General features: G+C 58.1%; 29 protein-coding genes and 1 tRNA gene. 18 read left to right on the forward strand and 12 right to left on the reverse strand.

What is annotated here, in order from left to right; genetic code table 11:
- Together HU718_RS07695 and HU718_RS07700 are read left to right on the forward strand one after the other, a co-directional pair.
- Positions 1-306, forward strand: coding sequence for a ribbon-helix-helix domain-containing protein (locus HU718_RS07695; protein WP_016982789.1), 306 nt, complete (start codon positions 1-3; stop codon positions 304-306).
- A 171-nt stretch (positions 307-477) separates the two neighbouring features.
- On the forward strand, positions 478-822 hold the full coding sequence (locus HU718_RS07700) for a YegP family protein (protein ID WP_186612633.1): 345 nt from the start codon (positions 478-480) through the stop codon (positions 820-822).
- Positions 823-949: 127 nt separating this feature from the next.
- Here the strand turns inward: HU718_RS07700 and HU718_RS07705 are convergent, their stop codons facing one another.
- Together HU718_RS07705 and HU718_RS07710 are read right to left on the reverse strand one after the other, a co-directional pair.
- The gene (locus tag HU718_RS07705; protein ID WP_150730676.1) at positions 950-1,831 is read right to left on the reverse strand and encodes a dihydrodipicolinate synthase family protein; all 882 of its coding nucleotides are present in this window, start codon (positions 1,829-1,831) and stop codon (positions 950-952) included.
- Between the two features lie 22 nt (positions 1,832-1,853).
- A complete protein-coding gene (locus HU718_RS07710) occupies positions 1,854-2,636 on the reverse strand; it encodes an aldolase (protein WP_007911518.1) in 783 nt (260 codons plus the stop codon).
- Between the two features lie 106 nt (positions 2,637-2,742).
- Here HU718_RS07710 and HU718_RS07715 point away from each other — a divergent pair, with 106 nt between their 5' ends.
- Positions 2,743-3,285 (forward strand): helix-turn-helix domain-containing protein, encoded by a 543-nt coding sequence (locus HU718_RS07715; RefSeq protein WP_150706184.1) that lies wholly within the window; start codon positions 2,743-2,745, stop codon positions 3,283-3,285.
- A 101-nt stretch (positions 3,286-3,386) separates the two neighbouring features.
- Here HU718_RS07715 and HU718_RS07720 read toward each other — a convergent pair whose 3' ends face one another.
- Positions 3,387-4,406: a DUF4917 family protein gene (locus tag HU718_RS07720; RefSeq protein WP_186612635.1), complete on the reverse strand. Its 1,020-nt coding sequence runs from the start codon at positions 4,404-4,406 to the stop codon at positions 3,387-3,389.
- Positions 4,407-4,562: 156 nt separating this feature from the next.
- Here HU718_RS07720 and yiaY point away from each other — a divergent pair, with 156 nt between their 5' ends.
- From yiaY to HU718_RS07780, 12 genes are all read left to right on the forward strand, one after another.
- Entirely contained in the window at positions 4,563-5,711 is a 1,149-nt protein-coding gene (yiaY, locus tag HU718_RS07725) for an L-threonine dehydrogenase (protein ID WP_186612637.1), read from the forward strand.
- 68 nt (positions 5,712-5,779) lie between these two features.
- Complete coding sequence (locus HU718_RS07730; protein WP_102900223.1) at positions 5,780-6,691, forward strand: LysR family transcriptional regulator; 912 nt, start codon at positions 5,780-5,782, stop codon at positions 6,689-6,691.
- A 250-nt stretch (positions 6,692-6,941) separates the two neighbouring features.
- A complete protein-coding gene (locus HU718_RS07735; RefSeq protein ID WP_186612639.1) occupies positions 6,942-8,135 on the forward strand; it encodes a CaiB/BaiF CoA transferase family protein in 1,194 nt (397 codons plus the stop codon).
- On the forward strand, positions 8,132-9,058 hold the full coding sequence (locus HU718_RS07740) for a hydroxymethylglutaryl-CoA lyase (protein ID WP_150706189.1): 927 nt from the start codon (positions 8,132-8,134) through the stop codon (positions 9,056-9,058). Before HU718_RS07735 ends, HU718_RS07740 begins: the two co-directional genes overlap by 4 nt.
- 172 nt (positions 9,059-9,230) lie before the next feature.
- On the forward strand, positions 9,231-10,562 hold the full coding sequence (locus HU718_RS07745; RefSeq protein WP_186612641.1) for an MFS transporter: 1,332 nt from the start codon (positions 9,231-9,233) through the stop codon (positions 10,560-10,562).
- Positions 10,563-10,930: 368 nt separating this feature from the next.
- Positions 10,931-11,665 carry a PA3715 family protein gene (locus HU718_RS07750; RefSeq protein WP_186612642.1) on the forward strand — a complete coding sequence of 245 codons (735 nt, stop codon included), beginning with the start codon at positions 10,931-10,933 and terminating at the stop codon, positions 11,663-11,665.
- Between the two features lie 29 nt (positions 11,666-11,694).
- On the forward strand, positions 11,695-12,420 hold the full coding sequence (locus HU718_RS07755) for a PA3715 family protein (protein WP_186612644.1): 726 nt from the start codon (positions 11,695-11,697) through the stop codon (positions 12,418-12,420).
- 4 nt (positions 12,421-12,424) lie between these two features.
- Positions 12,425-12,841 (forward strand): fosfomycin resistance glutathione transferase, encoded by a 417-nt coding sequence (fos, locus tag HU718_RS07760; RefSeq protein WP_186612646.1) that lies wholly within the window; start codon positions 12,425-12,427, stop codon positions 12,839-12,841.
- Positions 12,842-12,901: 60 nt separating this feature from the next.
- On the forward strand, positions 12,902-13,540 hold the full coding sequence (locus tag HU718_RS07765; RefSeq protein ID WP_186612648.1) for a LysE family translocator: 639 nt from the start codon (positions 12,902-12,904) through the stop codon (positions 13,538-13,540).
- 79 nt (positions 13,541-13,619) lie between these two features.
- A complete protein-coding gene (locus tag HU718_RS07770) occupies positions 13,620-14,969 on the forward strand; it encodes a sensor domain-containing protein (protein ID WP_186612650.1) in 1,350 nt (449 codons plus the stop codon).
- Positions 14,970-15,085: 116 nt separating this feature from the next.
- Positions 15,086-15,241: a KGG domain-containing protein gene (locus HU718_RS07775; protein ID WP_007911485.1), complete on the forward strand. Its 156-nt coding sequence runs from the start codon at positions 15,086-15,088 to the stop codon at positions 15,239-15,241.
- Positions 15,242-15,317: 76 nt separating this feature from the next.
- Positions 15,318-15,821 (forward strand): DUF4142 domain-containing protein, encoded by a 504-nt coding sequence (locus tag HU718_RS07780; RefSeq protein ID WP_150706193.1) that lies wholly within the window; start codon positions 15,318-15,320, stop codon positions 15,819-15,821.
- Positions 15,822-15,909: 88 nt separating this feature from the next.
- Here HU718_RS07780 and HU718_RS07785 read toward each other — a convergent pair whose 3' ends face one another.
- On the reverse strand, positions 15,910-16,320 hold the full coding sequence (locus HU718_RS07785) for a low affinity iron permease family protein (protein WP_007911483.1): 411 nt from the start codon (positions 16,318-16,320) through the stop codon (positions 15,910-15,912).
- 164 nt (positions 16,321-16,484) lie between these two features.
- Between HU718_RS07785 and tam the strand changes: the two genes are divergently transcribed.
- Positions 16,485-17,255: a trans-aconitate 2-methyltransferase gene (gene tam / locus HU718_RS07790; protein ID WP_186612652.1), complete on the forward strand. Its 771-nt coding sequence runs from the start codon at positions 16,485-16,487 to the stop codon at positions 17,253-17,255.
- Positions 17,256-17,457: 202 nt separating this feature from the next.
- Here tam and HU718_RS07795 read toward each other — a convergent pair whose 3' ends face one another.
- On the reverse strand, positions 17,458-18,186 hold the full coding sequence (locus HU718_RS07795) for a class I SAM-dependent methyltransferase (RefSeq protein WP_186612654.1): 729 nt from the start codon (positions 18,184-18,186) through the stop codon (positions 17,458-17,460).
- Positions 18,187-18,750: 564 nt separating this feature from the next.
- Between HU718_RS07795 and HU718_RS07800 the strand changes: the two genes are divergently transcribed.
- Positions 18,751-19,113, forward strand: a complete 363-nt coding sequence (locus tag HU718_RS07800) for a DUF6124 family protein (protein ID WP_186612656.1) — start codon at positions 18,751-18,753, stop codon at positions 19,111-19,113.
- A gap of 76 nt (positions 19,114-19,189) precedes the next feature.
- Here the strand turns inward: HU718_RS07800 and HU718_RS07805 are convergent, their stop codons facing one another.
- The 4 genes from HU718_RS07805 to HU718_RS07820 form a co-directional block, all read right to left on the reverse strand.
- Positions 19,190-20,449: a type II toxin-antitoxin system HipA family toxin gene (locus HU718_RS07805; RefSeq protein ID WP_186612658.1), complete on the reverse strand. Its 1,260-nt coding sequence runs from the start codon at positions 20,447-20,449 to the stop codon at positions 19,190-19,192.
- Entirely contained in the window at positions 20,442-20,759 is a 318-nt protein-coding gene (locus HU718_RS07810; protein WP_102900239.1) for a helix-turn-helix domain-containing protein, read from the reverse strand. Before HU718_RS07810 ends, HU718_RS07805 begins: the two co-directional genes overlap by 8 nt.
- 143 nt (positions 20,760-20,902) lie before the next feature.
- Positions 20,903-21,310, reverse strand: coding sequence for a type II toxin-antitoxin system HicB family antitoxin (locus tag HU718_RS07815; protein WP_102900240.1), 408 nt, complete (start codon positions 21,308-21,310; stop codon positions 20,903-20,905).
- 36 nt (positions 21,311-21,346) lie between these two features.
- Positions 21,347-21,526, reverse strand: a complete 180-nt coding sequence (locus HU718_RS07820) for a type II toxin-antitoxin system HicA family toxin (RefSeq protein WP_186612660.1) — start codon at positions 21,524-21,526, stop codon at positions 21,347-21,349.
- 363 nt (positions 21,527-21,889) lie between these two features.
- On the opposite strand from HU718_RS07820, the gene HU718_RS07825 reads away from it, so the two are divergent.
- Entirely contained in the window at positions 21,890-22,408 is a 519-nt protein-coding gene (locus HU718_RS07825; RefSeq protein WP_110720088.1) for a BRCT domain-containing protein, read from the forward strand.
- Between the two features lie 286 nt (positions 22,409-22,694).
- Here HU718_RS07825 and HU718_RS07830 read toward each other — a convergent pair.
- The 3 genes from HU718_RS07830 to HU718_RS07840 all read right to left on the reverse strand — a co-directional run bounded on the left by HU718_RS07830 (position 22,695) and on the right by HU718_RS07840 (position 24,820).
- A tRNA-Gly gene (locus HU718_RS07830) sits at positions 22,695-22,768 on the reverse strand.
- A 158-nt stretch (positions 22,769-22,926) separates the two neighbouring features.
- On the reverse strand, positions 22,927-23,811 hold the full coding sequence (locus tag HU718_RS07835) for an alpha/beta fold hydrolase (protein WP_007911470.1): 885 nt from the start codon (positions 23,809-23,811) through the stop codon (positions 22,927-22,929).
- Between the two features lie 316 nt (positions 23,812-24,127).
- Positions 24,128-24,820 carry a pseudouridine synthase gene (locus tag HU718_RS07840; RefSeq protein WP_038358303.1) on the reverse strand — a complete coding sequence of 231 codons (693 nt, stop codon included), beginning with the start codon at positions 24,818-24,820 and terminating at the stop codon, positions 24,128-24,130.
- Positions 24,821-24,828 lie beyond the last annotated feature (8 nt).

Below are 24,828 nucleotides of genomic sequence, written 5' to 3' on the forward strand. Positions count from 1 at the left end.
ATGTGCGAGCTCTACGTCAAGGCTGACCCGATTCTCTACGAATCACGCTCGCGCTCGCTGCGTATCTGCGGCGTGGTGACCACGCTGCGCCTGGAGAATCAGTTCTGGGACATCCTCAGCGAAATCGCCGAGGTCGACGGTATGACCACCAACCAATTGATCGCCAAGCTGTATGAAGAGGTGATGGATTATCGCGGCGAAGTGGTGAATTTTGCCTCGTTCCTGCGGGTGAGTTGTACGCGCTACCTGAGCCAGCGGCGGGTGAGTGCGCCGGAGTTGTCGGTGGTGCGGGCGGTGGTGAAATAGCCGGCACCGAGTGCCTCATTCGCGAGCAGGCTCGCTCCCACATGTCCTTGGAGAACTCGCTCTAAAGTGGGAGCGAGCCTGCTCGCGAAGAGGCCGGTACAGGCGACAGATGTTCTGGACTGGTCTTTACTCTGAAACGCGAAATCTCTCTATCGCCAAGGAGCAACGAGCATGTCCGGATGGTACGAAATCAGTAAAAGCAGCAACGGCCAGTTCAGGTTCGTGCTGAAAGCGGCGAACGCCGAAACGATTCTGACCAGCGAGCTGTACACCACTCGCGCAGCGGCCGACGGCGGCATCGCGGCGGTGCAAACCAACAGCCCGCTGGATGAGCGCTACGAGAAGAAGTCGACGAAGGATGGCCATCCGTACTTCAATCTGAAAGCGGCCAATCATCAGGTCATTGGCAGCAGCGAGGCGTATTCATCGGATGCGGCGTGCGATAAAGGCATTGCCAGCGTCAAGGTGAACGGACCGAGCAAGGTGATCAAGGACAAGACTTTGCCCGTCCTCTGAATTCACCACATCCCCTGTAGGAGTGAGCCTGCTCGCGATAGCGGTGGGTCAGTCGACACATGCTCAGCTGATCCACCGCTATCGCGAGCAGGCTCACTCCTACATTGGTTTTTGGGGGGCAGTGAGATCAGCGCAGGGTTTTCAGAATCGTTTGCAGCTGCGTCTGGCCCGCCTCACTCAACGGGAAGACCGGCAGACGCGGATCGCCCACCTCCAGCCCGGTCTGCCGCAACCCGGCCTTGATCGTCGCCGGCAAGCCACCCTTGAGAATGAAATCCAGCAGCGGCAACTGGCGATAGAACAGATCCCGCGCCCGATCCAGATCGCCGGCCATGGCCGCGTCATAAAGATCCAGGTTCAACTGCGGAATAAGGTTCGGCGCCGCCGTGCACCAGCCTTTCGCCCCGGCGGCGAACGCTTCCAGCGCCAGCGGATTGCAGCCGTTGTAGAACGGCACCTGGCCTTCGCCGAGCAATTGCAGCTTGTGCATGCGCTGAATATCGCCGGTGCTCTCCTTGACCATGGTCACGTTTTCCACGGCATTGACGATGCGTAGAATCAAATCCACCGACATGTCGGTGCCGCTGGTGGCCGGGTTGTTGTAGAGCATGATCGGCACGCCGATGCTCTCGCCGATGGCACGGTAGTGCGCGAGGATTTCCGCCTCGGTGAGTTTCCAGTACGAAGCCGGCAGCACCATCACCACGTCGGCACCATGGGCTTCAGCGAAACGTGCGCGGCGCACGGCTTTGGCGGTGGTCAGGTCGGACACGCTGACAATGGTCGGCACGCGTTTGGCCACATGCTTGATGCTGAACTCGGCGACCTGATCCCACTCCGCATCGCTCAGGTAAGCGCCTTCGCCGGTGCTGCCCAATGGCGCGATGGCGTGGACACCGCTGTCGATCAGGCGATCGATCGATTGACCCAGGGCGGGCAGATCCAGACCTTCGCCGTTGGCGCCGAACGGGGTGATGGTGTAGCCGATGATGCCGTGAATAGTGGACATGGGAATCTCTCCGTAACAGGTTTCAGTTCAGGCAATCGGCGTGTTGGCGCAGGTTCTGCCGGGCGTAGTAGTTGAAGGCGGCGGCGTGGCGTTTCGGCTTGGCGATCCAGTCATGCGCCTCGCGGCCCAGCTCAGGGATGATCGGTTTGATCGTGCCCGCCGCCATCGCCAGCAGTTGCAGTTTGGCCGCGCGTTCGATCAATTGGGCGATCACACAGGCCTCTTCAATCGTCGTACCGGTCGACAACTGACCGTGATGCGAAAGCAGGATCGCGCGTTTGTCGCCCAGCGCACCGGCAATCAGCTCACCTTCTTCATTGCCCACCGGCACGCCCGGCCAACCTTCGAGAAACGCGCAGTCGTCGTACAGCGGGCACAGGTCCATGTGGGAAATCTGCAGCGGTACTTCCAGCATCGACAGCGCCGCGACGTGGGTCGGATGGGTGTGAATGATGCAATTTACATCCGGGCGAGCGCGGTAAACCCAGCTGTGGAAACGGTTGGCCGGGTTGGCCATGCCGTGGCCTTCGAGGACTTCCAGGTCCTCGTTGACCAGCAGCAGATTGCTCGCCGTGATTTCGTCGAAACCCAGGCCCAGTTGCTGAGTGTAATAGGTGCCGGGCTGCGGGCCACGGGCGGTGATTTGGCCGGCGAGGCCTGAGTCGTGACCGTTCTCGAACAGGATCCGGCAGGTCAGGGCCAGCTTTTGCCGATCCGTCCACGTATTATCCGCCAGGCTTTTTTGCATCTGGGTCAGCGCTTGCTTGACCAGTTGGTCTTTGGGTAGTGCTAATGTCTTGGCCATGTCTGTGTCCTTTGGGTGATTGCAAATGACACGAAAGAGGCTATATGACACAAAGTGTCATTGGCAAGCACAAATCGTCGCTTCCTTGCTGGAATAACCGCCGCGCATGTCTATCCGTTTGAAATTATTGAGAAAAAAACTTGGCGTAACCCTTGAGGCACTGGCCGAAAAATCCGGCATGACCAAGAGTTATCTGTCGAAAGTCGAGCGCGGGCTGAACACTCCGTCGATTGCTGCTGCGTTGAAACTGGCGAAAGCGCTGAATGTGAAGGTCGAGGAGTTGTTCTCTGAGGACAACGTCAGCCTCGACAGCTACAGCCTGGTGCGCAGCCACGAGCGCCAGTCACTGGCGGCGAATGACCAGAGCCCCGGCTACGCAGTGCTCGCGCATCAGGTCAGCGAGCGCAACCTGCTGCCGTTCATCATCTATCCGCCGAAAGAGTTCAGCGACAAGACCTTCAAGGAGCACTTGGGCGAGGAGTTTCTGTTCGTTCACGAAGGGCAGGTGGAAGTGGATTTCATGAACGAGAAGGTGCTGCTGGAGCGCGGTGATGCGCTGCACTTCAATGCGCAGAAACCGCACCGGATCAGATCGGTGGGGGATGTGCAGGCGCAGTTGCTGGTGGTGGTGCACAGCAGCGAAGATTGAGGTGCGCCCCAAAAGCTTCGCGAGCAGGCTCGCTCCCACAGGTTGAATGCATTCCAGATGTGGGAGCGAGCCTGCTCGCGAAGGCATCAGTCAGGCCTGCATCAAACCTCGACCGGCACCGATAACTTCGGATTGCCGAGCGCATGGCTCTTCGCATCAAAAAACCGCAACTCAACGCCTGTGCCTTCGAACACCTGCGCGTAATGCCGCTTCTGATGCTGAACAAACGCCGCACTGCGCGGATAAATCGAGATCGCCACCGTCGCAGGTTTCGCCAAGCGCAACGCCCGAACAATGTGCGCATCCTGCTCGCCCAACGCATGACCAAAGATGCACAAACTGCCGCCATGCCCGAGCAATTGCTTATAACAGAACGACAGGTAATCCGAACTGCGAATGGTCTTGAGCTTGTCCGCGCTCGGACCTTCGGTGACGAACAGCGGCACGTCATCCAGCGTCTTGATCGTGTTGTTGATCGCAAAACTACCAAGCAACGTGCCTTCGGTTGAGGTCAGTTTGCGCGCCGTGCCGTCCTGATTGCGCACCAGATGCAGACCGCCGTGCAGGTACAACAAGCGCGGTTTGTCGGTGGCAGTTTCGCTCAGATCAAAACTCGCACTGGCGCCGTTGAACAGATCGTCAATGGCCGCGCTGTTGTGTTGCAGCGCCCAGTAGTTGAGCAGGTCGTAATTGGTGGTGAACACGGTGCGATAGCGCGCCAGTTCTTCGTTCAGCGTCGCCAGCGTCGAAGGCTTCACCAGACGCCACGGAATGTGCACGGCGTGCACGGTGTTGATCAACGCTTCCTTGATCGCGTAGTAACGATTGCGCGGCGCCGCTGAGCTGACGGCCAACGCTTTGTTGACCCGGCTGGTGGTTTTCAGCGCGCCGAGTACCTGCTCGAAGCTGCGCGTTTGCATGGCGTCGAACACCGCCAGTTCCGACGGGCTCAGCGGTTTCTCCTCCACGGTGCGGGCGTTTTCAAACAGCGAGTCGTAGCCGAAGTCGTCCCATACCGCACGGCTGGCGCCGTTGCCCACCAGCAAGCCGTTGAAATCGGTCGCGGCGCGCAGGGTGTTCCAGTCTTCGAGGCTGGCGTCGACATCGAGAAAATCGGTCATTGCGTAGGCGGTCTCAAAACAAAGGGGCTGATGGACGGCGACTTTATCACGAGCGGGCATTGAGCCAGATCAACATCGCTCGTGACCGATCGGTCGATGCTGTGCCTATCCGCCGAACCGGAGCAGTCGATTCGGCCCCTGTCAGGAGATGCGCGCATGACCAGCACCTTTTTCATTCCGGCGGTAAACATCATGGGCAACGGCTGCCTCGACGAAGCCATGGTCGCCATTCGCAACTACGGTTTTCGCAAAGCGTTGATCGTCACTGACGCGGGCTTGGCCAAGGCTGGCGTGGCGACGATGGTCGCCGAGAAACTGGCGATGCAGGACATCGATTCGGTGATTTTTGACGGCGCCAAACCGAACCCGAGTATTGCCAATGTCGAGTCGGGGCTGGGATTGCTCAAAGAGAGTCGCTGCGATTTCGTCGTGTCGCTGGGCGGCGGTTCGCCCCACGACTGCGCCAAAGGCATCGCTCTGTGTGCGACCAATGGCGGGCAGATCCGTGATTACGAAGGCATCGATCAATCGAGCAAGCCGCAACTGCCACTGATCGCGATCAACACCACCGCCGGCACTGCCAGCGAGATGACTCGTTTTTGCATCATCACCGACGAATCACGCCACGTGAAAATGGCCATCGTCGACCGCAATGTCACGCCACTGCTGTCGGTCAACGACCCGGAGTTGATGGTCGCCATGCCCAAAGGCCTGACCGCCGCCACTGGCTTGGACGCGCTGACCCACGCCATCGAAGCCTATGTCTCGACCGCTGCCAACCCGATCACCGATGCCTGCGCGTTGAAGGCGATGACCCTGATCAGCAACAACCTGCGCTTGGCCGTGCGCGACGGCAGCGACCTCGCCGCGCGGGAAAACATGGCGTACGCGCAGTTCCTCGCCGGCATGGCGTTCAACAATGCCTCGCTCGGGTACGTGCATGCGATGGCGCATCAGTTGGGCGGTTTCTACGACTTGCCCCATGGCGTGTGCAACGCCGTGCTGCTGCCCCATGTGCAGACGTTCAATGCGCTGGTCTGTGCCGAGCGGCTGACCGATGTGGCCCACGCGATGGGCGCCGACATTCGTGGTTGCAGTCCGGAAGAAGGCGCGCAAGCGGCCATCAGCGCGATCCGCTGTCTGGCCAAAGACGTTGAGATTCCCGGTGGCTTACGTGAACTCGGCGCCAAGCTCAGCGACATCCCGTTACTCGCCAGCAATGCCCTGAAGGACGCCTGCGGTCTGACCAATCCTCGGGCGGCGGATCAACGCCAGATCGAGGAGATCTTCCGCAACGCGTTCTGAGACGGGTACAGCGATGGCGAACGGCGTTATGCTCAAGGCCCGTTCGCGCCACCCTCGCCGAGTCTCGCATGCTGCAAAAAAGCCTGATCCGCCGCCTCGACCTGATCACCCTGCAACTGTTTGTTGCCGTGCACGAAGAGGGCACGCTGACCCGCGCGGCCTCGCGTGAAGCCATCGCGGTGTCGGCGGCGAGCAAGCGGCTGATGGAGCTGGAAGAGGCGCTCGGGATCAGTTTGTTCGTGCGCCAGGCCAAGGGCATGACGCTGACCCCGGCCGGGGAAACGTTGTTGCACCATGCCCGGCAGATGCTGTTCAACGTCGAGAAAATGGGCCTGGAGCTCGGCGAGCACAGCCACGGCGTGCGCGGTTATGTGCGCATGCTGGCGAACCTTTCGGCGATCATCCAGTTTCTTCCCGAAGACCTGCGTGACTTCTCCGCGCAGCATCCGCAGGTCAAGACCGATCTTGAAGAACGGCCCAGCGCCGGGGTGATTCAGGGTGTGCTCGATGGCGTGGCGGATCTCGGTATCTGCTCCAACGACAGCGACATCAAAGGCCTGCACAGCGTGTTGTACCGTCAGGACAAACTGGTTGTCGTGATGTTGCCCGAACATCCTTTGGCCGCGCGTGAATTCGTTGCCTTCAGCGAAACCCTCGACAGCGACTACGTCGGTTTGCACGCGGCCAGTTCGATCAACATGCGTACTCATGCGGCGGCTCGTCAGGCCGGTAAAGTCCTGCGTATTCGCATTCATGTGCCGGGGTTCGATGCGGTGTGCCGGATGGTTCAGGCCAACATGGGCATCGGCATTTTGCCGCAGCGCGCGTATGAACTGTTTGGTCAGGCACTGGGGTTGCACGCGGTGCCGTTGACGGATGACTGGTCGGATCGCGCGTTGATTGTGGTGGTGCGCGATGAGGCGCGGTTGTCGCCGGTGAGTCGGTTGTTGTTTGAGCATTTGCGGGGGCAGGGCGCTTAGATCTCCAGTGAATGTTCCGGCCTCTTCGCGAGCAGGCTCGCTCCCACAGTGGATGTGTGTTGAACACAGAATCTGCAGCCGCCACGAAACCCTGTGGGAGCGAGCTTGCTCGCGAAGACTGATTTGAATTCACCACATCACCTTTGAGCGTTCGCATTTGGCGAACGCCCATTGCCGAGAGACGTCTGGATTGCCCGATCATCGTTCCTCTAGCCTTGGCGCATATTCCAAGAACAAGAGGTACCCCGCGATGACTGCCCCTTTGAGTGCGATCAAAGTGATCGAGATCGGCACCCTGATCGCCGCGCCGTTTGCCGCGCGCATGCTCGCCGAGTTCGGCGCCGAGGTGATCAAGATTGAAGCCATGGGTCAGGGCGACCCGCTGCGCAAATGGCGCAAGCTGCACGAAGGCACGTCGCTGTGGTGGTATCTGCAATCACGCAACAAGAAATCCTTGGCGCTCAACCTCAAATCCGCCGAAGGCATCGAACTGGTCAAGCAACTGGCCGGCGATGCTGACGTGATCATCGAAAACCTGCGCCCCGGTGCGCTGGAAAAACTTGGTCTGGGTTGGGACGTGCTCCACGCGCTCAACCCCAATCTCACCCTCGTGCGTATTTCCGGTTATGGCCAGACCGGCCCGTACCGTGATCGTCCGGGCTTTGGCGCGATCGGCGAAGCGATGGGCGGCATTCGTTACACCACCGGCACCCCCGGTTCGCCACCGGCACGGGTCGGCGTCAGCCTCGGTGATTCGCTGGCCTCGCTGCACGCGGTGATCGGCGCGCTGATGTCGCTGCTGCGGGTCAAGACCGGGCAGGGCGGCGGGCAGATCGTCGACGTGTCGCTGGCCGAAAGCGTGTTCAACGTCATGGAAAGTCTGGTGCCGGAATACGACATGCAGGGCCATGTCCGCGAACGCAGCGGCGGCGCCTTGCCGGGTATCGCACCGTCCAACACTTACCTGACGGCTGACGGGGCCTATGTGGTGATTGCCGGCAACAGCGACCCGATCTACAAACGTCTGATGCAAACCATCGGCCGTGATGACCTGGCTGAAGCAGCGGAATTCGCCCACAACGACGGTCGCGCGGCCAAGAGCGGTTTGCTCGACGCCGCCATCACTCATTGGACCAGCAGCCTGCCGATCGACGACGTGCTCGCGGCGCTGGAAGAGGCTGAAGTGCCGGCCGGGCGCATTTATTCAGTGGCCGACATTGTGGCCGATCCGCACTATCAGGCGCGGGACATGCTGCTCAATGCAGAACTGCCTGGCGGCGCGACGGTGAAGATGCCCGGCATCGTCCCTAAACTCTCGGAAACCCCCGGCGGCGTGAACTGGTCGGGGCCGACACTCGGCCAGCACACCGACGGCATTCTCGCCAGCCTTGGCCTGACTGAACTAGACATCGAACGCCTGAAAAGCCAAGGGGTGGTGCAATGATCACGGACTATTCGCAAACCCTGATCGTCCAGGAAGTCTCGCCGCGCGACGGTTTGCAGATCGAGCCGACCTGGGTGGAAACCGCTGACAAGATCGCCCTGATCAATCAGCTGTCACTGGCCCGTTTCAGCCGTATCGAGGCCGGCTCGTTCGTGTCGCCGAAAGCGATTCCGGCGCTGCGTGATGGCGAGCAGGTTTTCACTGGCATTGAGCGACAGCCTGGGGTGATTTACGTCGCGCTGATTCCCAACCTCAAAGGTGCGCAGCGTGCACTGGAGGCGGGCGCCGATGAACTGAATCTGGTGATGTCCGCCAGCCAGACGCACAACATGGCCAACATGCGCATGCGCTGTGAAGACTCGATGGCGGCGTTCGGTGACATCGTTTCGTTCGCCAGCGGTTCCGGTGTGCGCCTCAATGGTAGCGTTGCTACCACGTTCGGTTGCCCGTTCGAAGGTCAGATTGACGAGGATCGCGTGCTGCAAATCGTCGACGCTTATCAGGAACTCGGCATCGCGGGTATTACCCTCGCCGACACCACTGGCATGGCCAATCCCCGACAGGTGGATCGCTTGGTGCGGCGGGTGTTGCAGCGGGTTTCGCCGGCCGATCTGACTTTGCATTTCCACAACACTCGGGGTCTGGGGCTGTGCAATGTGCTGGCGGCTTACGAGGCGGGGGCGCGACGTTTCGATGCCGCGCTCGGTGGTCTCGGTGGCTGCCCGTTTGCGCCGGGTGCGTCGGGCAATATCTGCACTGAAGACCTGGTGAACCTGTGCGATGAAATCGGCATTCACACCGGCATCGACTTGCCGCTGCTGCTGAAACTCTCTCGTGGCTTGCCGGATCTGCTGGGCCACGAAGTGCCCGGCCAATTGGCCAAGGCCGGACGCAACTGCGACCTGCACCCGATCCCCACCTGAATATACAAATCCCCCTGTGGGAGCGAGCCTGCTCGCGATAGCGGTGTATCAATCACCGCAAATGTTGCCTGACACACCGCTATCGCGAGCAGGCTCACTCCTACAGTTAAAAACGCATACCAGACAACAAAAACAATCGGACGCCCACCGGCAGTCCGTCTGGAGAAAAGCCATGAGCCTCAATGTAATGGAGGCGGGCGCAAGTCCGTCCGTCGATCACGACGCCGAAAAAACCCTGGTCAGCAAAGTCGCCTGGCGCCTGATGCCGCTGATCATGGTCTGCTACCTGTTCGCCTTTTTCGACCGCATCAACATCAGCTTCGCCAAGTTCCAGTTGCAGACCGATTTGAGCCTGAGCGACACCGCGTACGGCCTCGGCGCTGGGCTGTTCGTGGTCGGTTACGTGCTGTTCGAAGTGCCGAGCAACATGATGCTCTACAAGGTCGGCGCACGCCGCTGGATCGCGCGGATCATGATGTCGTGGGGCGTGGCGACGGCGGCGATGGTGTTCGTCAACAGTGAATGGCAGTTCTACGCGCTGCGCTTTGTCATCGGCGCGATGGAAGCCGGGTTTGCCCCAGGCGTGCTGTATTACCTGACGCTGTGGTTCCCGCAGCATTTCCGTGGTCGCATTACCTCGATGCTGTTTCTCGCTTCGGCATTTGCCGGGCTGGTCGGCGCGCCATTCTCCGGTCTGGTGCTGGAACACCTCGACGGCGTGCTGGAAATGCGCGGCTGGCACTGGCTGTTTCTGCTCGGCGGCGTGCCGTGCATCGGCCTCGGTTTTCTGGTGCTGACGCAGCTCAAGGATCGCATCGAGGATGCACACTGGCTGACTGCGGACGAGAAGAAGTTGCTCTCCAGTCGAATCGCCCAACATGAGCCGCACAAGAGCGGCGGTTCGTTGCTTGCAGCGCTGAAGATTCCCGGTTTTCTGACCTTGGGGCTGATCTACTTTCTGATCCAGGTGGCGTCTTACGGTTTGAATTTCTGGGCGCCGCAATTGATCCGCAGCGCCGGTACCGAGAGCCCGGTGATGATCGGTCTGCTGACGGCCATTCCGTACATTTGCGGGGCGATCAGCATGGTGGTGATCGGGCGTTTGTCAGACGCGACCGGTGAGCGGCGCAAATTTGTCGCCGGGCTGGTGATCGTCGGCGCGATCGGCTTTTTCAGTGCGGGGATTTTCGCCAGCCACACGACGTTTCTGATCGTCGCCCTGGGCTTGCTGGGCGCCGGGATTATCGCTTCGATTCCGAGCTTCTGGACCTTGCCACCGAAGTTGTTGGCCGGGGCTGGCGCTGGTGCGGCGGGCGGGATTGCGGTGATCAACACCCTGGGGCAATTCGGCGGGATTGTCAGCCCGGTGATGGTCGGGCGGATCAAGGATCTGACCGGCAGCACCACCCCGGCGCTATACGTGATTGGCGTAGCGGCGCTGATCGCTGCGGCACTGTTGCTGTGGGGGTTGCCGCAGAAACTGCGCACGCTCGATAAGTTCTGAGATTTGCGGTGCCTGCAATGACGCCTTCGCGAGCAGGCTCGCTCCCACATTTGATTGCATTTCAACTGAAGAAACGCGATTCCTGTGGGAGCGAGCCTGCTCGCGAAGACTGACTTCCAGACACTGATAAATCACGGATTGGTTCCATCAGTTAACAGCCACCCCATTCTTCTCAAACACACGAATCAACACCACCCTGGCAATCGCCAACATCGCCAACATCGCCAACATCGCCCCAACGCCCGCAACGCCGTCAACGACTTCTCGCTACCAAGCGGGAAATGCACTTTGGTTTACTGATGATTCGGTTGAAAGGGCCGATACAGCAGGGGATAGTGCGCGGCTGAAAAGTGCTCAAGGAGCGGGAAGTGACAGTGAAGTCTGGCTGGATCGGGTGTGCGGCATTGTGCGGGTGGTTGCTGGCGGGGCAGGCATTGGCCGATTGCACGCCGGCGCCCACGGCGCATGAGATGGATTTTTCCCTCTGCAAGGACTGGCCGGCGTATCCCGGGCTGACGCTCACCGCTGCTGCCAATTTCTCGCCCGATCCGGTGTATGGCGAGTCAGGGACTGTAGGGCTTTACGATCTGCGTTTGGCCTTGGTGGCGAGCGCAGACTCGCAGCCGTTAGCGAGCTTTTATCAGCCCTCCGCATTCTCCGTGGATGCCATCGCGCTTGATGAACTGAAATTCGATACTGCCCGCTATAAACTCTCACCTCAGTTGCAGGCTTTTGGTGTGCGAGTGCGGTTTAAAGGGTCTTCCCGCGTGAATCCTGTGGATGAAACCTGGTTGTCGCTTTATGTGAAAGACGGCAACGCATTGCGTCCTGTCATGAATCGGCTGGTGGTTTATGAATATGGTGGGGAGTGGGATGGCAATTGTGCAGGAGAGCGCTACGAGACTACGCGAACCGTAGCTTTGGCCAAGACCAGCAGCCATGGCTTTGCCGATCTGATGATCAAAACGATCCGTAGCTCGACCGTTGGCGAGGGCGAAGGCGAGGCGTGTGTATCCAATACCGTCACGCAAAAACCAGTCTTGACGACACTTCGCTATGACGGCAAAAACTACGTAATGCCTGAAGATTTCAAAGGCTTCTAAGACCGATGTCTTTTACTCAAGGAAGAATAATGTTCTCGCGTACTACATTGCTGGGCTCTTTCATCGCGATGGGCCTTTTTACAATGGCCGCTCAAGCCCAGGCCGCCTGCCAGACCAAAGACTTCGACGGCAAATCCCTGTCGCGCTGCAAAATCTGGCCCGCCGTGCAGAATCAGGCGATCGCGGTCAAATCCACCTATCTTGCCGACGCCGGCGACGATGATGCCGGGGTGTTCGATCTGGATCTGTCGATCATCAACGCCAGCACTTACAACCCCATTGCCACTTACCGTAAACCGGGGGCTTACAACTCCGATGCCGTGCGCTTTGAGGATCTGCGCATCGACACCGCCCGTTATCGACTGGCGCCGGAGGTTCGGGCTTTCGGTCTGCGTTCAAAGTTCGCGCACAGTTCCCACGCCATTCCCTACGAGAAAACCGATCTGGCGCTGTACGTTCGCGAAGGCAACGAGTTGCGCCCGGTGCTGGAGGGTTTGGTGGTTGCCAAGAGCAACGGTGAGTTCATGAATGATTGCGAAGGCTACACAAAGACGATTCGCCGAACCGTCGAGATCGGTCCTTCCAGCCATCATGGTCTGGCCGATTTGATCGTTACCACCAGCGGCAACAAAATGAAAAACACTCAATCGGGTAAAGAGTGCGTTTCCAATACCACCCGCCTGAAGCAAAAACAGATCACCCTGACCTACGACGGCCAGCAATACATCGTCCCTGAAGACCTCAGAGGTTACTGACCCGATGCTCACCGGCCTCAACCACCTGACCCTCGCGGTCAGCGATTTGAATCGCAGTCTGGCGTTCTATCGCGATGTGCTGCAGTTGCGCGTCGAAGCCACGTGGGATGCCGGTGCCTACTTGTCGCTGCCAGGGTTGTGGTTGTGTTTGTCGCTTGATCCGCTGCGATCGAGTGAACCGTGCACCGATTACACCCACTACGCTTTCAGCCTCAATGCAGCCGATTTCTCAACGTTCGTAGCAAAGCTAAAAGCGGCGAATGTGCAGGAGTGGCGCGACAACCGCAGCGAAGGTGCATCGTTCTACTTCCTTGATCCCGATGGCCACAAGCTCGAAGCCCATGTCGGCGATCTCGCTTCACGGCTGGCAGCGTGTCGGCAAAAACCGTACGCCGGCATGCGTTTTTACGACGAGTCATGATCAGACACATTTGTCTGTTATAGACTGGCGGCCACGTGTTCTGGCGCTTGCAGGTTTTCCATGACTCCATCGTTGCTAATGGCCGTGCTGGCCTCGGGTTTCATTTACGGGATTACGCCCGGGCCGGGCGTGCTGGCGGTGTTCGGCATCGGCGCAGCCCATGGGCGGCGGGCCGGGGCGGGGTTTCTTTGCGGGCATCTGCTCGGCGATGTGGTCTGGTGCAGCACGGCGCTGATCGCGATTGTCGGTGCCCGGGAAATCGGCAGCACCGCGTTTGATGTGCTCGGTGTGCTCAGCGCCTTGTACCTGTTCTGGCTCGGCTGGCGCGCGGTGCGGGCCCAGCGTCGTAACGGTGACGAACCGCAAGGCGCGGCGCGCAAGCCGTTCTGGCACGGCATTCTGTTTGGCTTGACCAATCCCAAGGCCTACCCGGTGGCGGTCGCGACCTTCACCGCGCTCCTGTCGAGCCGCGCCGAACTGCTCAACTGGTCGATGCTGCCGGCGCTGATTGCCCTGAGTTTCCTCGGCGGCTTGCTGGCCTACGCTATCCTGATTGGCGTGGTCGGCGCGCAGCGCGTGCGCACGCTGTATCAGCGTCACGAATTGTTGATCACCCGCCTGTGTGGCGTGATGTTTATCGGTTTCGCCATCAACGCGCTGGTGCATGCGCTGCCGGGACTGATGCCGAACAAGGCTTGAAAGTGTGTGCAGGGATGCGCAATCAAAAGGTCAGGGATGGTTGATCAGTGCTGCATTGCCCGGACACCCACGCTGAACCATGGAAAGCCGAAATTCCGCGCCGTTGGCGAGTTTTATCGATCTGTTGCTGGACGCCGTTTGCGCAGTCGACAAGCAGGGTCGCTTCGTTTTTGTCAGTGCCGCTTGTGAGCGTGTTTTCGGCTATTCGCCTGAAGAATTGATCGGCCGACAAATGATCGAACTGGTGCACCCGGCGGATCGTCAGCGCACCCTCGCCGCCGCCAACGAAATCATGGGCGGCGAACCCAAGCTCAACTTCGAAAACCGTTATCTGCGCAAGGATGGCAGCGTCGTGCACATCCTCTGGTCGGCGCGCTGGTCGGAAGTCGACCAACTGCGCATCGCCGTGGCGCGCGACATCACCGAGCGCAAACGAGCCGAATCGCGCCAGGCTGCGCTCTATGCGATATCCGAAGCGGCCCATGCGGCGGAAGATTTGCTGGCGCTGTTCAAACGTATCCACCTGATTATCGGCGAATGGCTGCCGGCGATGAATTTCTCCGTGGCGCTGTACGATGAGCACTGCGCACAACTGAATTTCCCCTATCACGTCGACGATGACGAATTGCAGCCCGAACGACCGGGCACCGTCACTGGACGTCTGTGTGCGGAAGTTATCCGTAGCGGACAGCCGATTCTTCTGACGCCAGACAGTGCAGATTCCCCGGCGGATTTCGCCGCGCTGGTGGCGGAGCAGAACTCGCCATGCTGGCTTGGCGTGCCGTTGAACTCGAAGAACGGCACCATCGGTGCCTTGATCGTCAAAAGTCTGCCCGGCGGCGAGCGCTACACCGAGCAAGACAAGGAACTGCTGCAATACGTTTGCGCCCAGGTCGCCACGGCCATCGAGCGCCAGCAATTGCACGCCCGCCTGCGGCGCATGGCGCAGTACGATCAACTCACGCAGCTGCCCAATCGTGAATTGCTGCGCGATCGCTTGAAGGCTGCGTTGGCCGGCGCTCGCGAGCAATCAGGGCACATGGCCTTGTTGTATGTCGACCTGGATCGCTTCAAACAGGTCAACGACACCTTTGGTCACGCCGTCGGCGACATGCTCCTGCAAACCGTGGCCAACCGCCTCAAGGGCTGCGTGCGCGAAACCGACACGGTGGCCCGAATTGGCGGCGATGAATTTGTCGTGCTGCTGCACAGCGTTCAGGTCTCGGAAGATGCTGACGGCGTGGCGGAAAAAATCCGACAGGTACTGGTGCAACCGATGCGTCTCGATGGCCACAACCTGCACATCGAACCAAGCATCGGCGTTGCCCGCTATCCAGAGCACGGCAGTGAAGAACAGCAACTGTTCCGCCATGCCGATCAGGCGATGTACGCCGCCAAACGCTTAAACCATCACGCGCTCAATAGCTGATTTGGGGCCGCCGTTCGTCGCAGCGACTGCAACTTTTCTAAACCTTTGCCGGCCAGAAAATTCTCAATCTAGGCGGGCACCTGCTCGCCACGATCATTACCAAGAGGTAGAGAATCATGCCTAATTCAAGAAACTCGAACTCGGGAAACTTCGCCAACGATCGAACCAAGGCCTCTGAAGCAGGTCGCAAAGGTGGGAAAACCACCACAACGACCGTCGACAAAGAGCCAAAACCAGACATGGGCCGCAAGCCCGCTCAGAAATCGAAGTAGTCGGTGAAGGTAGTTTTGATTGAGAGGCGGGGGCGTAAGCTCCCGCTTGAATTTTGCAAGTAAGGAGGGCGCGACCATGAGCCGAATGGCCACCCGTATACGCAACATGAGTTTTGCATCACTGTTGGGTCTGTGTGCCAGCAGTGCTTTTGCCCAGTCGCCCGCCGATTTCATCAACGATGCCTCGGCCAAAGGCATGGCCGACATCGAGGCCAGTCGTCTGGCTCACAGCAAGGCCGAATCGAAAGAGGTCAAGGACTACACCATCGTCGTCATCAACGACCGCACGACGGCCAACCAGCACTTGGCGAAAATCGCCAAGAAGCTCGACCTGCCCGTTGCGCCGCGTGAAGAACTGGCCGACAAGGCCAAGGAATTGATGCCGCAAGTGACCGACGGCGCCTCCTTCGATCAGGCCTATGCCGCCAGTCAGGTCAAAGCCACTGAAGAGGCCATCGAGCAGATTCAGCAGCAAGCGCAGACCACCGACGTGCCGGAGATTAAAGCGTTTGCCGACGAGACATTGCCGAAACTGCAAAGCCATCTGGAGAAGGCTCGCGCCTTACAGGCTAGCCGCTAATCAAGGTTAAAAGATCGCAGCCTCCGGCAGCTCCTACACCTGTTTATGTAGGAGCTGCCGAAGGCTGCGATCTTTTGATTTTAAACCCTCAGCACTCATTCAAATCCTGCTTCGACTTGCTCTTCTCGCCCAGCCCCTCTAGGTTAAACACCTCACCCTCGCCCAACGAGCGGTAGTGCCTGCGCAACGCCTCCAACTGTTTCAGATCCAGCGCCTCCAGCCCAAGCATCGCGTTCTGCGCCTCTTTGGTCACCAAGAGCAATTCATCGATTTTCAAATGGAGAATATCGGTATCGCGGTTCTGCGTGTTCTGGATCAGGAACACCATCAGGAAGGTGATGATCGTGGTCGAGGTGTTGATGATCAGTTGCCAGGTGTCGTTGTAATCAAAGATCGGCCCGCTCAAACCCCACAACCCGATCAAGATCAACGCGCCCATGAAGGTCTTGGGACTACCGGCCACCATCGCGAGCTTCTGGGAGATTTTTGCGAATTTCATAGCCGTGTTCCTTATTGGGAAGAGTCTTGAAATTCAGACATCTGCGGCTGGTGGAAAATTCTAATTACAAATCCGCTGACGTCACCGGACGTTGGTAGGAGAGGCAGGCGCGCCAGATCGCTGTATCGTGACGAATCGCTGGAATGCCCCGACAGGAGAACGCAATGAGTTGGTCCGCCAAACAATACGTCGCTTTCGAAGATGAACGCACCCGCCCGGCCCGCGATCTGCTGGCGGCGATTCCCACGCCTGAAGCGCGAACAGTGGTCGATATCGGTTGTGGTCCCGGTAACTCGACTGAGTTGCTGGTGCAGCGTTTTCTTGGGGCGAAGGTCAGTGGGCTGGACAGCTCGGCAGACATGATCGACGCGGCTCGCAAGCGCTTGCCGGATCTGCGCTTCGCTGTCGCCGAGATTGATAAGTGGGCCGATGCAGGGCCGTTTGATGTGATCTTCGCTAATGCCGTATTGCAGTGGGTGCCGGATCACGCGACGTTGTTGCCGACTTTGGCCAGCAAGCTGTCGGCGGGTGGCAGTCTGGCGATCCAGATGCCGGATAACCTCAATGAACCCTCACACCGCTTGATGCGTGAAGTCGCCGCGAATGGTCCGTGGGCGAGCAAGCTTTCCGGCGCTGCGGGGCAGCGTACCGACATGGCCAGCGCCAGTGATTATTTCTCGATGCTGCGACCACACTGTGCGCAGGTCGATGTGTGGCGTACGACCTATCACCATCAACTGTCAGGCGGGGCGGCGGGGGTGGTGGAGTGGTTCAAGGGTAGCGGGTTGATTCCGTTTTTGAATCCGCTGACCGAGGCGGAAAAGGCGCAGTACCTGGAGCAATATCTGGCGGAGGTCGGGAAGGCTTATCCGGCGCTGGCGGATGGTTCGGTGCTGTTGCCGTTTCCACGGTTATTTATCGTCGCGACGCGTTGAAATAAATTGGGCCTGTTTTTCGGCTGGAGATTTTTGGTGCGCTTTCGGACGGACCCCTCACCCCAGCCCTCTCCCGAGGGAGAGGGAGCCGATGGCCGTTGCTTCAAAAACCTGAGTTCAGCTCGATATTTCAGGTCGGCGTAACCCTAGAGAACAACTCGGTCAGTCCCCTCTCCCTTTGGGAGAGGGTTAGGGTGAGGGTTCAGCGCTGCACCGCCACCAACATCATCATCGGCCGCTCCCGCTCTTCTGCCAGCGCCGGTTGCGCCGCCACTTCAGCATCGCTCGGCCCCCATTCATTGACACGTCGAATCGAGAACCCCGCATCGATCAGCGAATTGAGCAATGTCCCAACCGTACGATGCTGCTTGATCACGCCTTCAGCCAACCAGTTCGTAACCCGCTCACCCTCCAACTGATAGCTGTCCAACGGCCAACGCTTGTTGCCTTCACTATCCACCAGCCAACCCGGATTACGCGGCGCCATAAAGATTGGATGCTCAATGGAAAACACAAAGTGCGAACCCGGTTTCAGTGCCGCATACAGGTGCGCAAACAGCCCCGGCAGATCCTTGATGTAATGCAGCGCCAGTGAACTGTAAGCCAGATCAAAACTGCAGGCGGGCAAGTCGAGCTGTTCCAGATCGGCGCGCTCATAACGAATGTTCGCCGCCGTCGTGGTCTCCCGAGCCCGCTCCAGCATCTTCTCCGAGACATCCAGCCCCAAGACACTGGCCGCGCCATTCTCAATGGCCCAACGGCTGAACCAGCCATAACCGCAGCCCAGATCCACCACGTTCAGGCCGTGCATGGAAGGCAACAGCGCCTTGAGCGCCGGCCACTCCGGCGCCGCGTCGAGGCCACCGATTGAGCGGTTCATCTGGCTGTAGCCCTGGAAGAATTCGGGATCGTCGTAAATGTTTTGCGTCATGGTGAAGTGCTCTTTTGAGTTCGATCGTCAGCGGCAAAGTGGCCGCGATTGGAATCCCTCGAAAGTGATGGCGCGTATTCGTCGATGGCCGCGCAGGGGAGGGTGGTGGCTGATATGGAAATGCTAGTCGGTCGAGAGGACGGTGAAAATCGATGGAGTGTTGTGGATCTGTAATGTCAGAAAATGCTGCAAGGTTTTTGGCTGCTTAAACGCATTCGGTGGCCAGTGTTTATAAGTGTTCGGTGTTACGTCCTGAAGCCTACAAATCCTTGCGCCGTTGCCTACCGCTACGCCAGAATCCGCCGGCTTGTGCGCCTGGGGGGCGGTCGGTAACTTGGTTCGCGTCACTGATTTCCAGTGATCGGGTTTAGCAGCCACGCGTTTCCACCAAATCGTACGAGCGTCATTTAGCCAGGTTCTCCTGTGCTTAATGGTGGCTGTGCGCATGGCACCCTCGGGTGCGCCGGGATTTTGGTGGATTCGCCCGGTCTGCTAACTTGCGTACAGCCGCCACCCTTTCGTGTAGCAGCGGAATGGTCGTAGCCCTATTTTGGAATACACCAAATGTTCAAAGTTACGCCAAATCCGCCGGAAACCGATCCGGCATCCCCCTACGAATCACCCAATTCAAAGAAATTCCACGAAGCCGCCGAACGCGCCCTCGACCACTATCTCAGCCCCACGGCCAGAATTATGGGTTCCACCCGCGAACCCGAACCGATGTATCTCGCCAACCCTAAATACGACACCGAATCCCTGCTGGCCAACGCCAGCGAAACACTCGGCTCGGCCACCACCATGCTCAACAACTTCGCCGCGCTGCTGGATACCTCACACCGCAAGACAGCGCTCGGCATTGCACAGGTGGTCATGTTGGGCGAATTGGCGGTGAATCAGGCACTGGATAAGGTTGTGCCGGCGGGTTAACCCGATCGCTTTAATAAGCCAAAGAAACCGGCGAATTAGCGCCGGTTTCTCGAGACTGCTAACTGGCAGCAAGAATTCAGGCAAGTAGCCCGATGTTTTGGTCGATGCGTTGTTGAATGGTGCGCAAGGTTTCCTGGGTGATCACACCCGGATACAAACTTTCAGCCACGGCTGAGAATCGGCTAGCTACCTCGCAAAATCTGTCAATGATGTCGGCGGCCGTAGCGGCGTTTACTTCAGCCTCCACTGCAAGGTTGAGCAGGTTTTCTCTTCCAATTTCCAAGGCTTCACCCATCACGTCCATCTGGTGATAGCCTCCCGGCCCCTCGCAGAACGTGACGTCATAGGCCGGCGCTAATTTCCAGTCTCCGCCAGGCGACATGATGTAAGCAAAGTTCTTCGGATGGTCGTCTCGGTTGTTGAATGCGACATTGAAGACGACCCGCTCAAACGCTGCGGCTTTCTCTCGTACGTCATTGCTGCACTTATGAGTCGCACGCAGGAAGTTGACGTAGTCCAGCGCCCCGGGGGATCTGAAATCCGCACCGGTAAAGGCTGCAAGACTCTGCATGGGCACCCGCAAGTCGTTTTGTCGGTCAAAGCGTTTGGTGGCAAAAGCGGCCATTCCCTCAGACAGGCTGAAATAACGAGTGTCAGGAGTCTGGATACCGCACAAGCGTAAACATTCGGCGTAGACCATTTCGATGGCGCACACCTCGGGATGTTCTTGCTGAGCCGGAAACTTCACCAACCAGGCTTCGAAACCGGGAGTGGCAGCCGTAGTAAAGGCGTCAGTGTGCGGATCGCGATATACCAGCGCTTTGGGTCGGGCGCCCTGTGGAGAGCCTCCGATCAGTAGCAGCTTCTGGAGAAGCTCTCCACCTTTACCTTTGAGTACCTCCTGCACTTCGGACGCGAGCAACTCGATGGGAACATGCATTTGCGGTTCCAGCGCCTCGGGTGCAACAGGTTCAAACGACATGGCCCCCATGGCATTGTTGCCAATGTAGGCTAGCCGCTCCAAAGGGCCTATTCGCGCGGGGTTGAGGCCTCGACGTTTGAACAATCGGTCCATCAGTAACATGCCCCAGCCATCCGGCAGCGAGTCATAAACCGGCCCAGGCAGTCCCAACTGATGTGACGGGAAATCCCGGTTTAACCTGGCTCCCTGTAATGGAAGCCTCAAGGAGGAGAGTTCCAGCCCTCTGTTTTTTGCCTCATCGCTGTACTCAAACATGACCTGCGGGCGACCGGTCAGGGCTTTCGTTGTAGCAAGTGTGCCCCACCGCCAACGTTCACCCCAGCCCGCGTAGTAGACGTCAACTTGTTCAAGCATTGTCGGCTTTCCTTTTGATGCGATGACGCTTGGCCGTCTTTTCGTAGCGAATCATATCGTCAAGAGTTTCGAGCCTTGGCAGAAACAACCCTTCGAGCTCCTTTTCGCGTCCGAGAACCATCGCCACTCGCACCATGTTGTCGAAACTCACATTACGACCGGCTTCAAGGTTTGACACCGTATTCGTCGCAATGCCCGCGCGAGCGGCCACGTCTGCTTGTGTCATCTCCAAGGCCAATCGCTCTGTGCGCAGGCGTTGGCAAATCCGTTTGACGATCTCGCTCGCGGTCGTGAGGCTTAAATCCAGCATGTCGTGTGTACCGTCGGCGTTCAGTTTTGATTGTCAGTACACAATATACTGTGGATTAAACCTAAAAATATCATTTAACTCACAAGAAAATGTAATTAGGTTTAATGGGTAGGATAGGCCAGCACGGGTTGATGCGCCAAGGTTCAACCCTGCTGCAAAACTTTCAGAGCCGCCGACGCCAGAAAGCCCGAGCGGCTTTTCTCTTCCGGGTGATGCAACACATACTCGTCAATGCGGTTGAGCAAGTGCCCCGGCAGGGTGATGTTGAGCTTTTGGGCTTTGCCCAAGTACTTGAGCACATCGATATCCACCACGGCCCATGCACAACCGGCGTATTTCGGGTTGGCTACGTGCAGGCTCAGTTTGCTGGCCGCTGGAATGGGGGCGTCGTCGTCCGCGAGAATCTCGAAATGACCTTCGATGGCTTCGCGGGCCATGGCGACGGCATCGTCCAGATCCTCTCCGGCGGAAAAGCATCCAGGAATGTCCGGGACTTCTACACCCCAGGCGTGTTGGTCATCGCCAATTGAAATCGCAATCGGGTAGAGCATATTCGTTGTCCTCCATGGCGCAACTGACTCAGAGGGTCAAAGCAGCGCCTGCTGCAAAATACTGATGGCCGTTTTCTTCAGCAGATCCTTTTTCGGATGTGGCACGGTGACCAGTCCTAGTTTGGTCGGATGCTTGAAGTGATGGTGACTTCCTTTGATCCGTACCAGATACCAACCGTCTGCGACGAGTTGGCCGATTAAAAAACGGCTATTCACAACACCTCCCTGTGGTGTGCTTGGTGGGTACTATACCCATTGAGTTAAAGTGATCAACACTATAACCACCGGTCGGTCGTCCTCTACTGACGGGCGGGGTCGCTTACCGCAGTCTAGGTAAGGCAGACGCGATGGCGAGGTGGGTGTGTTACCGGGTTTTGCTCATGTTCATGTGGCGGTCTTTCGCTGCAAAATAATGGAACACATCTTTTTCTGACGTCACTCTCGGGCTGCTAACGTTGACTCTAATGGGCGAAGGTCATGGACATTCAACGAGCCTGTTGAAAGGAAGTCACCTCTCGATAAAGCCGCGTAGTAATGCATGGAATTTGGCCATGTGATCGTCAGAAGGGAGTGAAACGGATGTCGACTCTAAAATTCAGCTATAGAGATGCAAAGGGCGATTTAAGTCAGCGAGAGTTGATTCAATGGTCAGAAAATTCGGCTTACATTCAAGGACGATCTGTCAGCGATACCTTTCCTAAAACCTATCGCAAGGATCGCATCATCGAAGTATTGCTTGGGGCTGAGCTGCTCTTAAACGAGGCCGCTCCTCCTTCTCCGAGGCTTCAGCACGATCGAAAGCCACCGGCGCTCGTTGCTTCAGAAGCCGCTTCGCAAACGCCTCATCCGAAAATGTCACCGGGTAGGATCAATCAAATTCTTTTCACTGGGTTCGCAGCTGCACAACGGGCTGAGCTTGAGCAAAAAGCAGTGGAATATGGGTTGAAGGTCATGAGTACGGCAGGCAAGACGCTGACGTTTCTTTGTTATGGCGAAAATGCGGGGCCAACCAAAGTTTCCAAGGCGCTTGAGGCTGGAGCTTTTATCATCAACTCAGAGCAATTCTTGAATCTGATCACAACGGGAGAAATCCCCTGAAGTCATCACGTCGCTTAGCCTGCGCATTGAATCTGCGCCAACCGCCGAATGCTTGTTACATGCAGCCAGCATCACCTCATTCTGCTTCTTGGTAGCTGCGGTCAGCACTTCACGGTAAACGCGCTTTTTTTCGTGGGATTTCGCATTACGGATGAAGTCTGCGAATGGGCTTGCGTACTCCCCTTTTACCAACCTCAAATCCCAGCCACAAAAAAACCGGCCCTATAGGCCGGTTTTTGCTGTTCCTGCATCCCCCGTCAAAAAACAACGTGAGACAAAAATTGAGTGGAGCGGGTAGAGGGAATCGAACCCTCGTCGGAAGCTTGGGAAGCTACTGTTCTACCATTAAACTATACCCGCTCAGAGCGGCTGACTTTGTACCAGACTCGGCCACGGATTTGAAGTTTTTCTTTTACTCATGAACGCTTTAAATCACTGAAAACGGTCAATCGCGGGCGAGCACTTCGGTCAGAAAAGCAAAATCTCAACCCCACAGCCTCGCTCGCAACGACACTCTTTCAAATAGCCAATGCATGTTGATCCTGAACAAACGAGTAACGCGTTCGGCTGGTCTGCTGCGCCGGTTTCAGAAAGCCGAGCAGGGCATTCTGGCTATCGCGGCACGCGGCCTTGTGTTCCATGTCGAGGAAGTGCCCGGTGGCTTGCAGCGTGGTGAACGTGCTCTGCGCCACATGATTGCCAAACAGGCGCGCGTCTTCGGCTGCGGTGTATTCGTCCCATTCGCCGTTTAGAAACAGCACTGGCACGTTGATCTTTTTCGCTGCGTTCAGATAGCACTGCCGATCACTGTGCAACACGTCGCTGATGTGGAAGTGCATCTGCCCGTATTCGTGCTCGGCGAGGCTGCTGACGTGGCGATAGTTGAAGCGTTTGAACAACGACGGCAGGTGTTTACCGATGGTGCTGTTGACCAGATGGCCGACGCGGTCGCCATCGCGCTGGCCGAGGTAGTCGACGCCGCGTTCGAGGTAATCGAGCATGTGCGCGTTGATCACTGGCGAGAACGAGCTGATCACGGCCCGTTCAATGCGCCGTGGCTGGTGGGCGAGGGCGACCAGGGTCGCGGCGCCGCCCCAGGAGAACGACAGCACGTGTTCGGCGGCGAAGTGGTCGATCAGCTCCAGCAGAATCTGTCCTTCGACGTCCTTCGTCAGATGTTTCTCGTGGCGGTTATGGGCTTTTGACCGGCCCGCGTAGGGCTGGTCGTAGCAGACCACGTTGAATTGCGGGTGCAGGTTTTTCACAGTCTGTGCAAACGACGCAGTCGTGGCCATCGAGCCGTTGACCAGGATGATGGTCTTTTCTGCGGCGTCTGCGCGATAGAACTCCGTGTAAACCCGATACTGACCCTGTATATCCAGCACAGCGATTTCTGGCCTCATGTCATAAGACTCCTGGCAAGCAAGCGGGTATGCGCGCAAATAGAGATTGCACGAGCTTTGTGACAGGTAGGCATACGCCTGGAATTTGCTTGGCCCATGTCGATCCATGACTGCGGTCGACGGGTATTGTTATTGGCGGGCAGTCTGCCGGCTGAGGCGGAGCCTTGAAGGCTCTCTACCGGCAAAAAGTTTCTTGGATGTATGTTGTGACTCATCGGTCACAATCTGGCCGACGTCCTGATTCAAGCAGGGGAGTCGGGATCGCGCAAGTGCCGTTGGTAAATTGTTCGACAACTTCTGCTGAGCGGTCGCCGGCTTAGAACAAATGGATCTCTTCGGTGCGCAAAGCGCGGTACTCGCCCGGTTTTAGCGCGTTATCGAGATGCAGAAGACCCATGGATTCGCGGTGCAGGCGCAGGACTTTGTTGTTGAAGAAACCAAACATGCGCTTCACCTGATGATAGCGGCCCTCGACGATGCTCAACCGCGCCGACCGTGGCCCGAGCAGCTCCAGTTGCGCCGGCTGCGTGGTCAGGTCTTCGAAGGCGAAGTAGATGCCCTCGGCAAAAGTGCTCGCATATTGCGCGCCAATCTCCTGCTCGGTCTCGACGTAGTAGACCTTTGGCAGTTTGGTCTGCGGCTGGGTCAGGCGTCGCGACCATGCGCCGTCGTTGGTGATCAGCATCAGGCCGGTGGTGTTGAAGTCCAGGCGTCCGGCGATGTGCAGATCGTCCTTGTCCGGCTCATCGATCAGGTCGAGCACGGTCGGATGTTGCGGATCGCGGGTGGCGCTGACGCAGCCCGGCGGCTTGTGCAGCATGAAGTAGCGCGCCGCTTTGCCGACTTGTAGCACTTCGTCATCGACTTCGACACGGCTGAATTCCAGCACTTCGCTGTGCGGATCGCTGACGACTTTTCCGTCAATCCGCACGCGCTTTTCCACCAGCAACAGACGAACCTGCTGACGGTTGTAGCGGGGCAGGTTGCTGAGGAAACGGTCGACGCGCATGTTCAGGT

Source organism: Pseudomonas tensinigenes, from assembly GCF_014268445.2.
Taxonomy (GTDB): Bacteria; Pseudomonadota; Gammaproteobacteria; order Pseudomonadales; family Pseudomonadaceae; genus Aquipseudomonas; species Aquipseudomonas tensinigenes.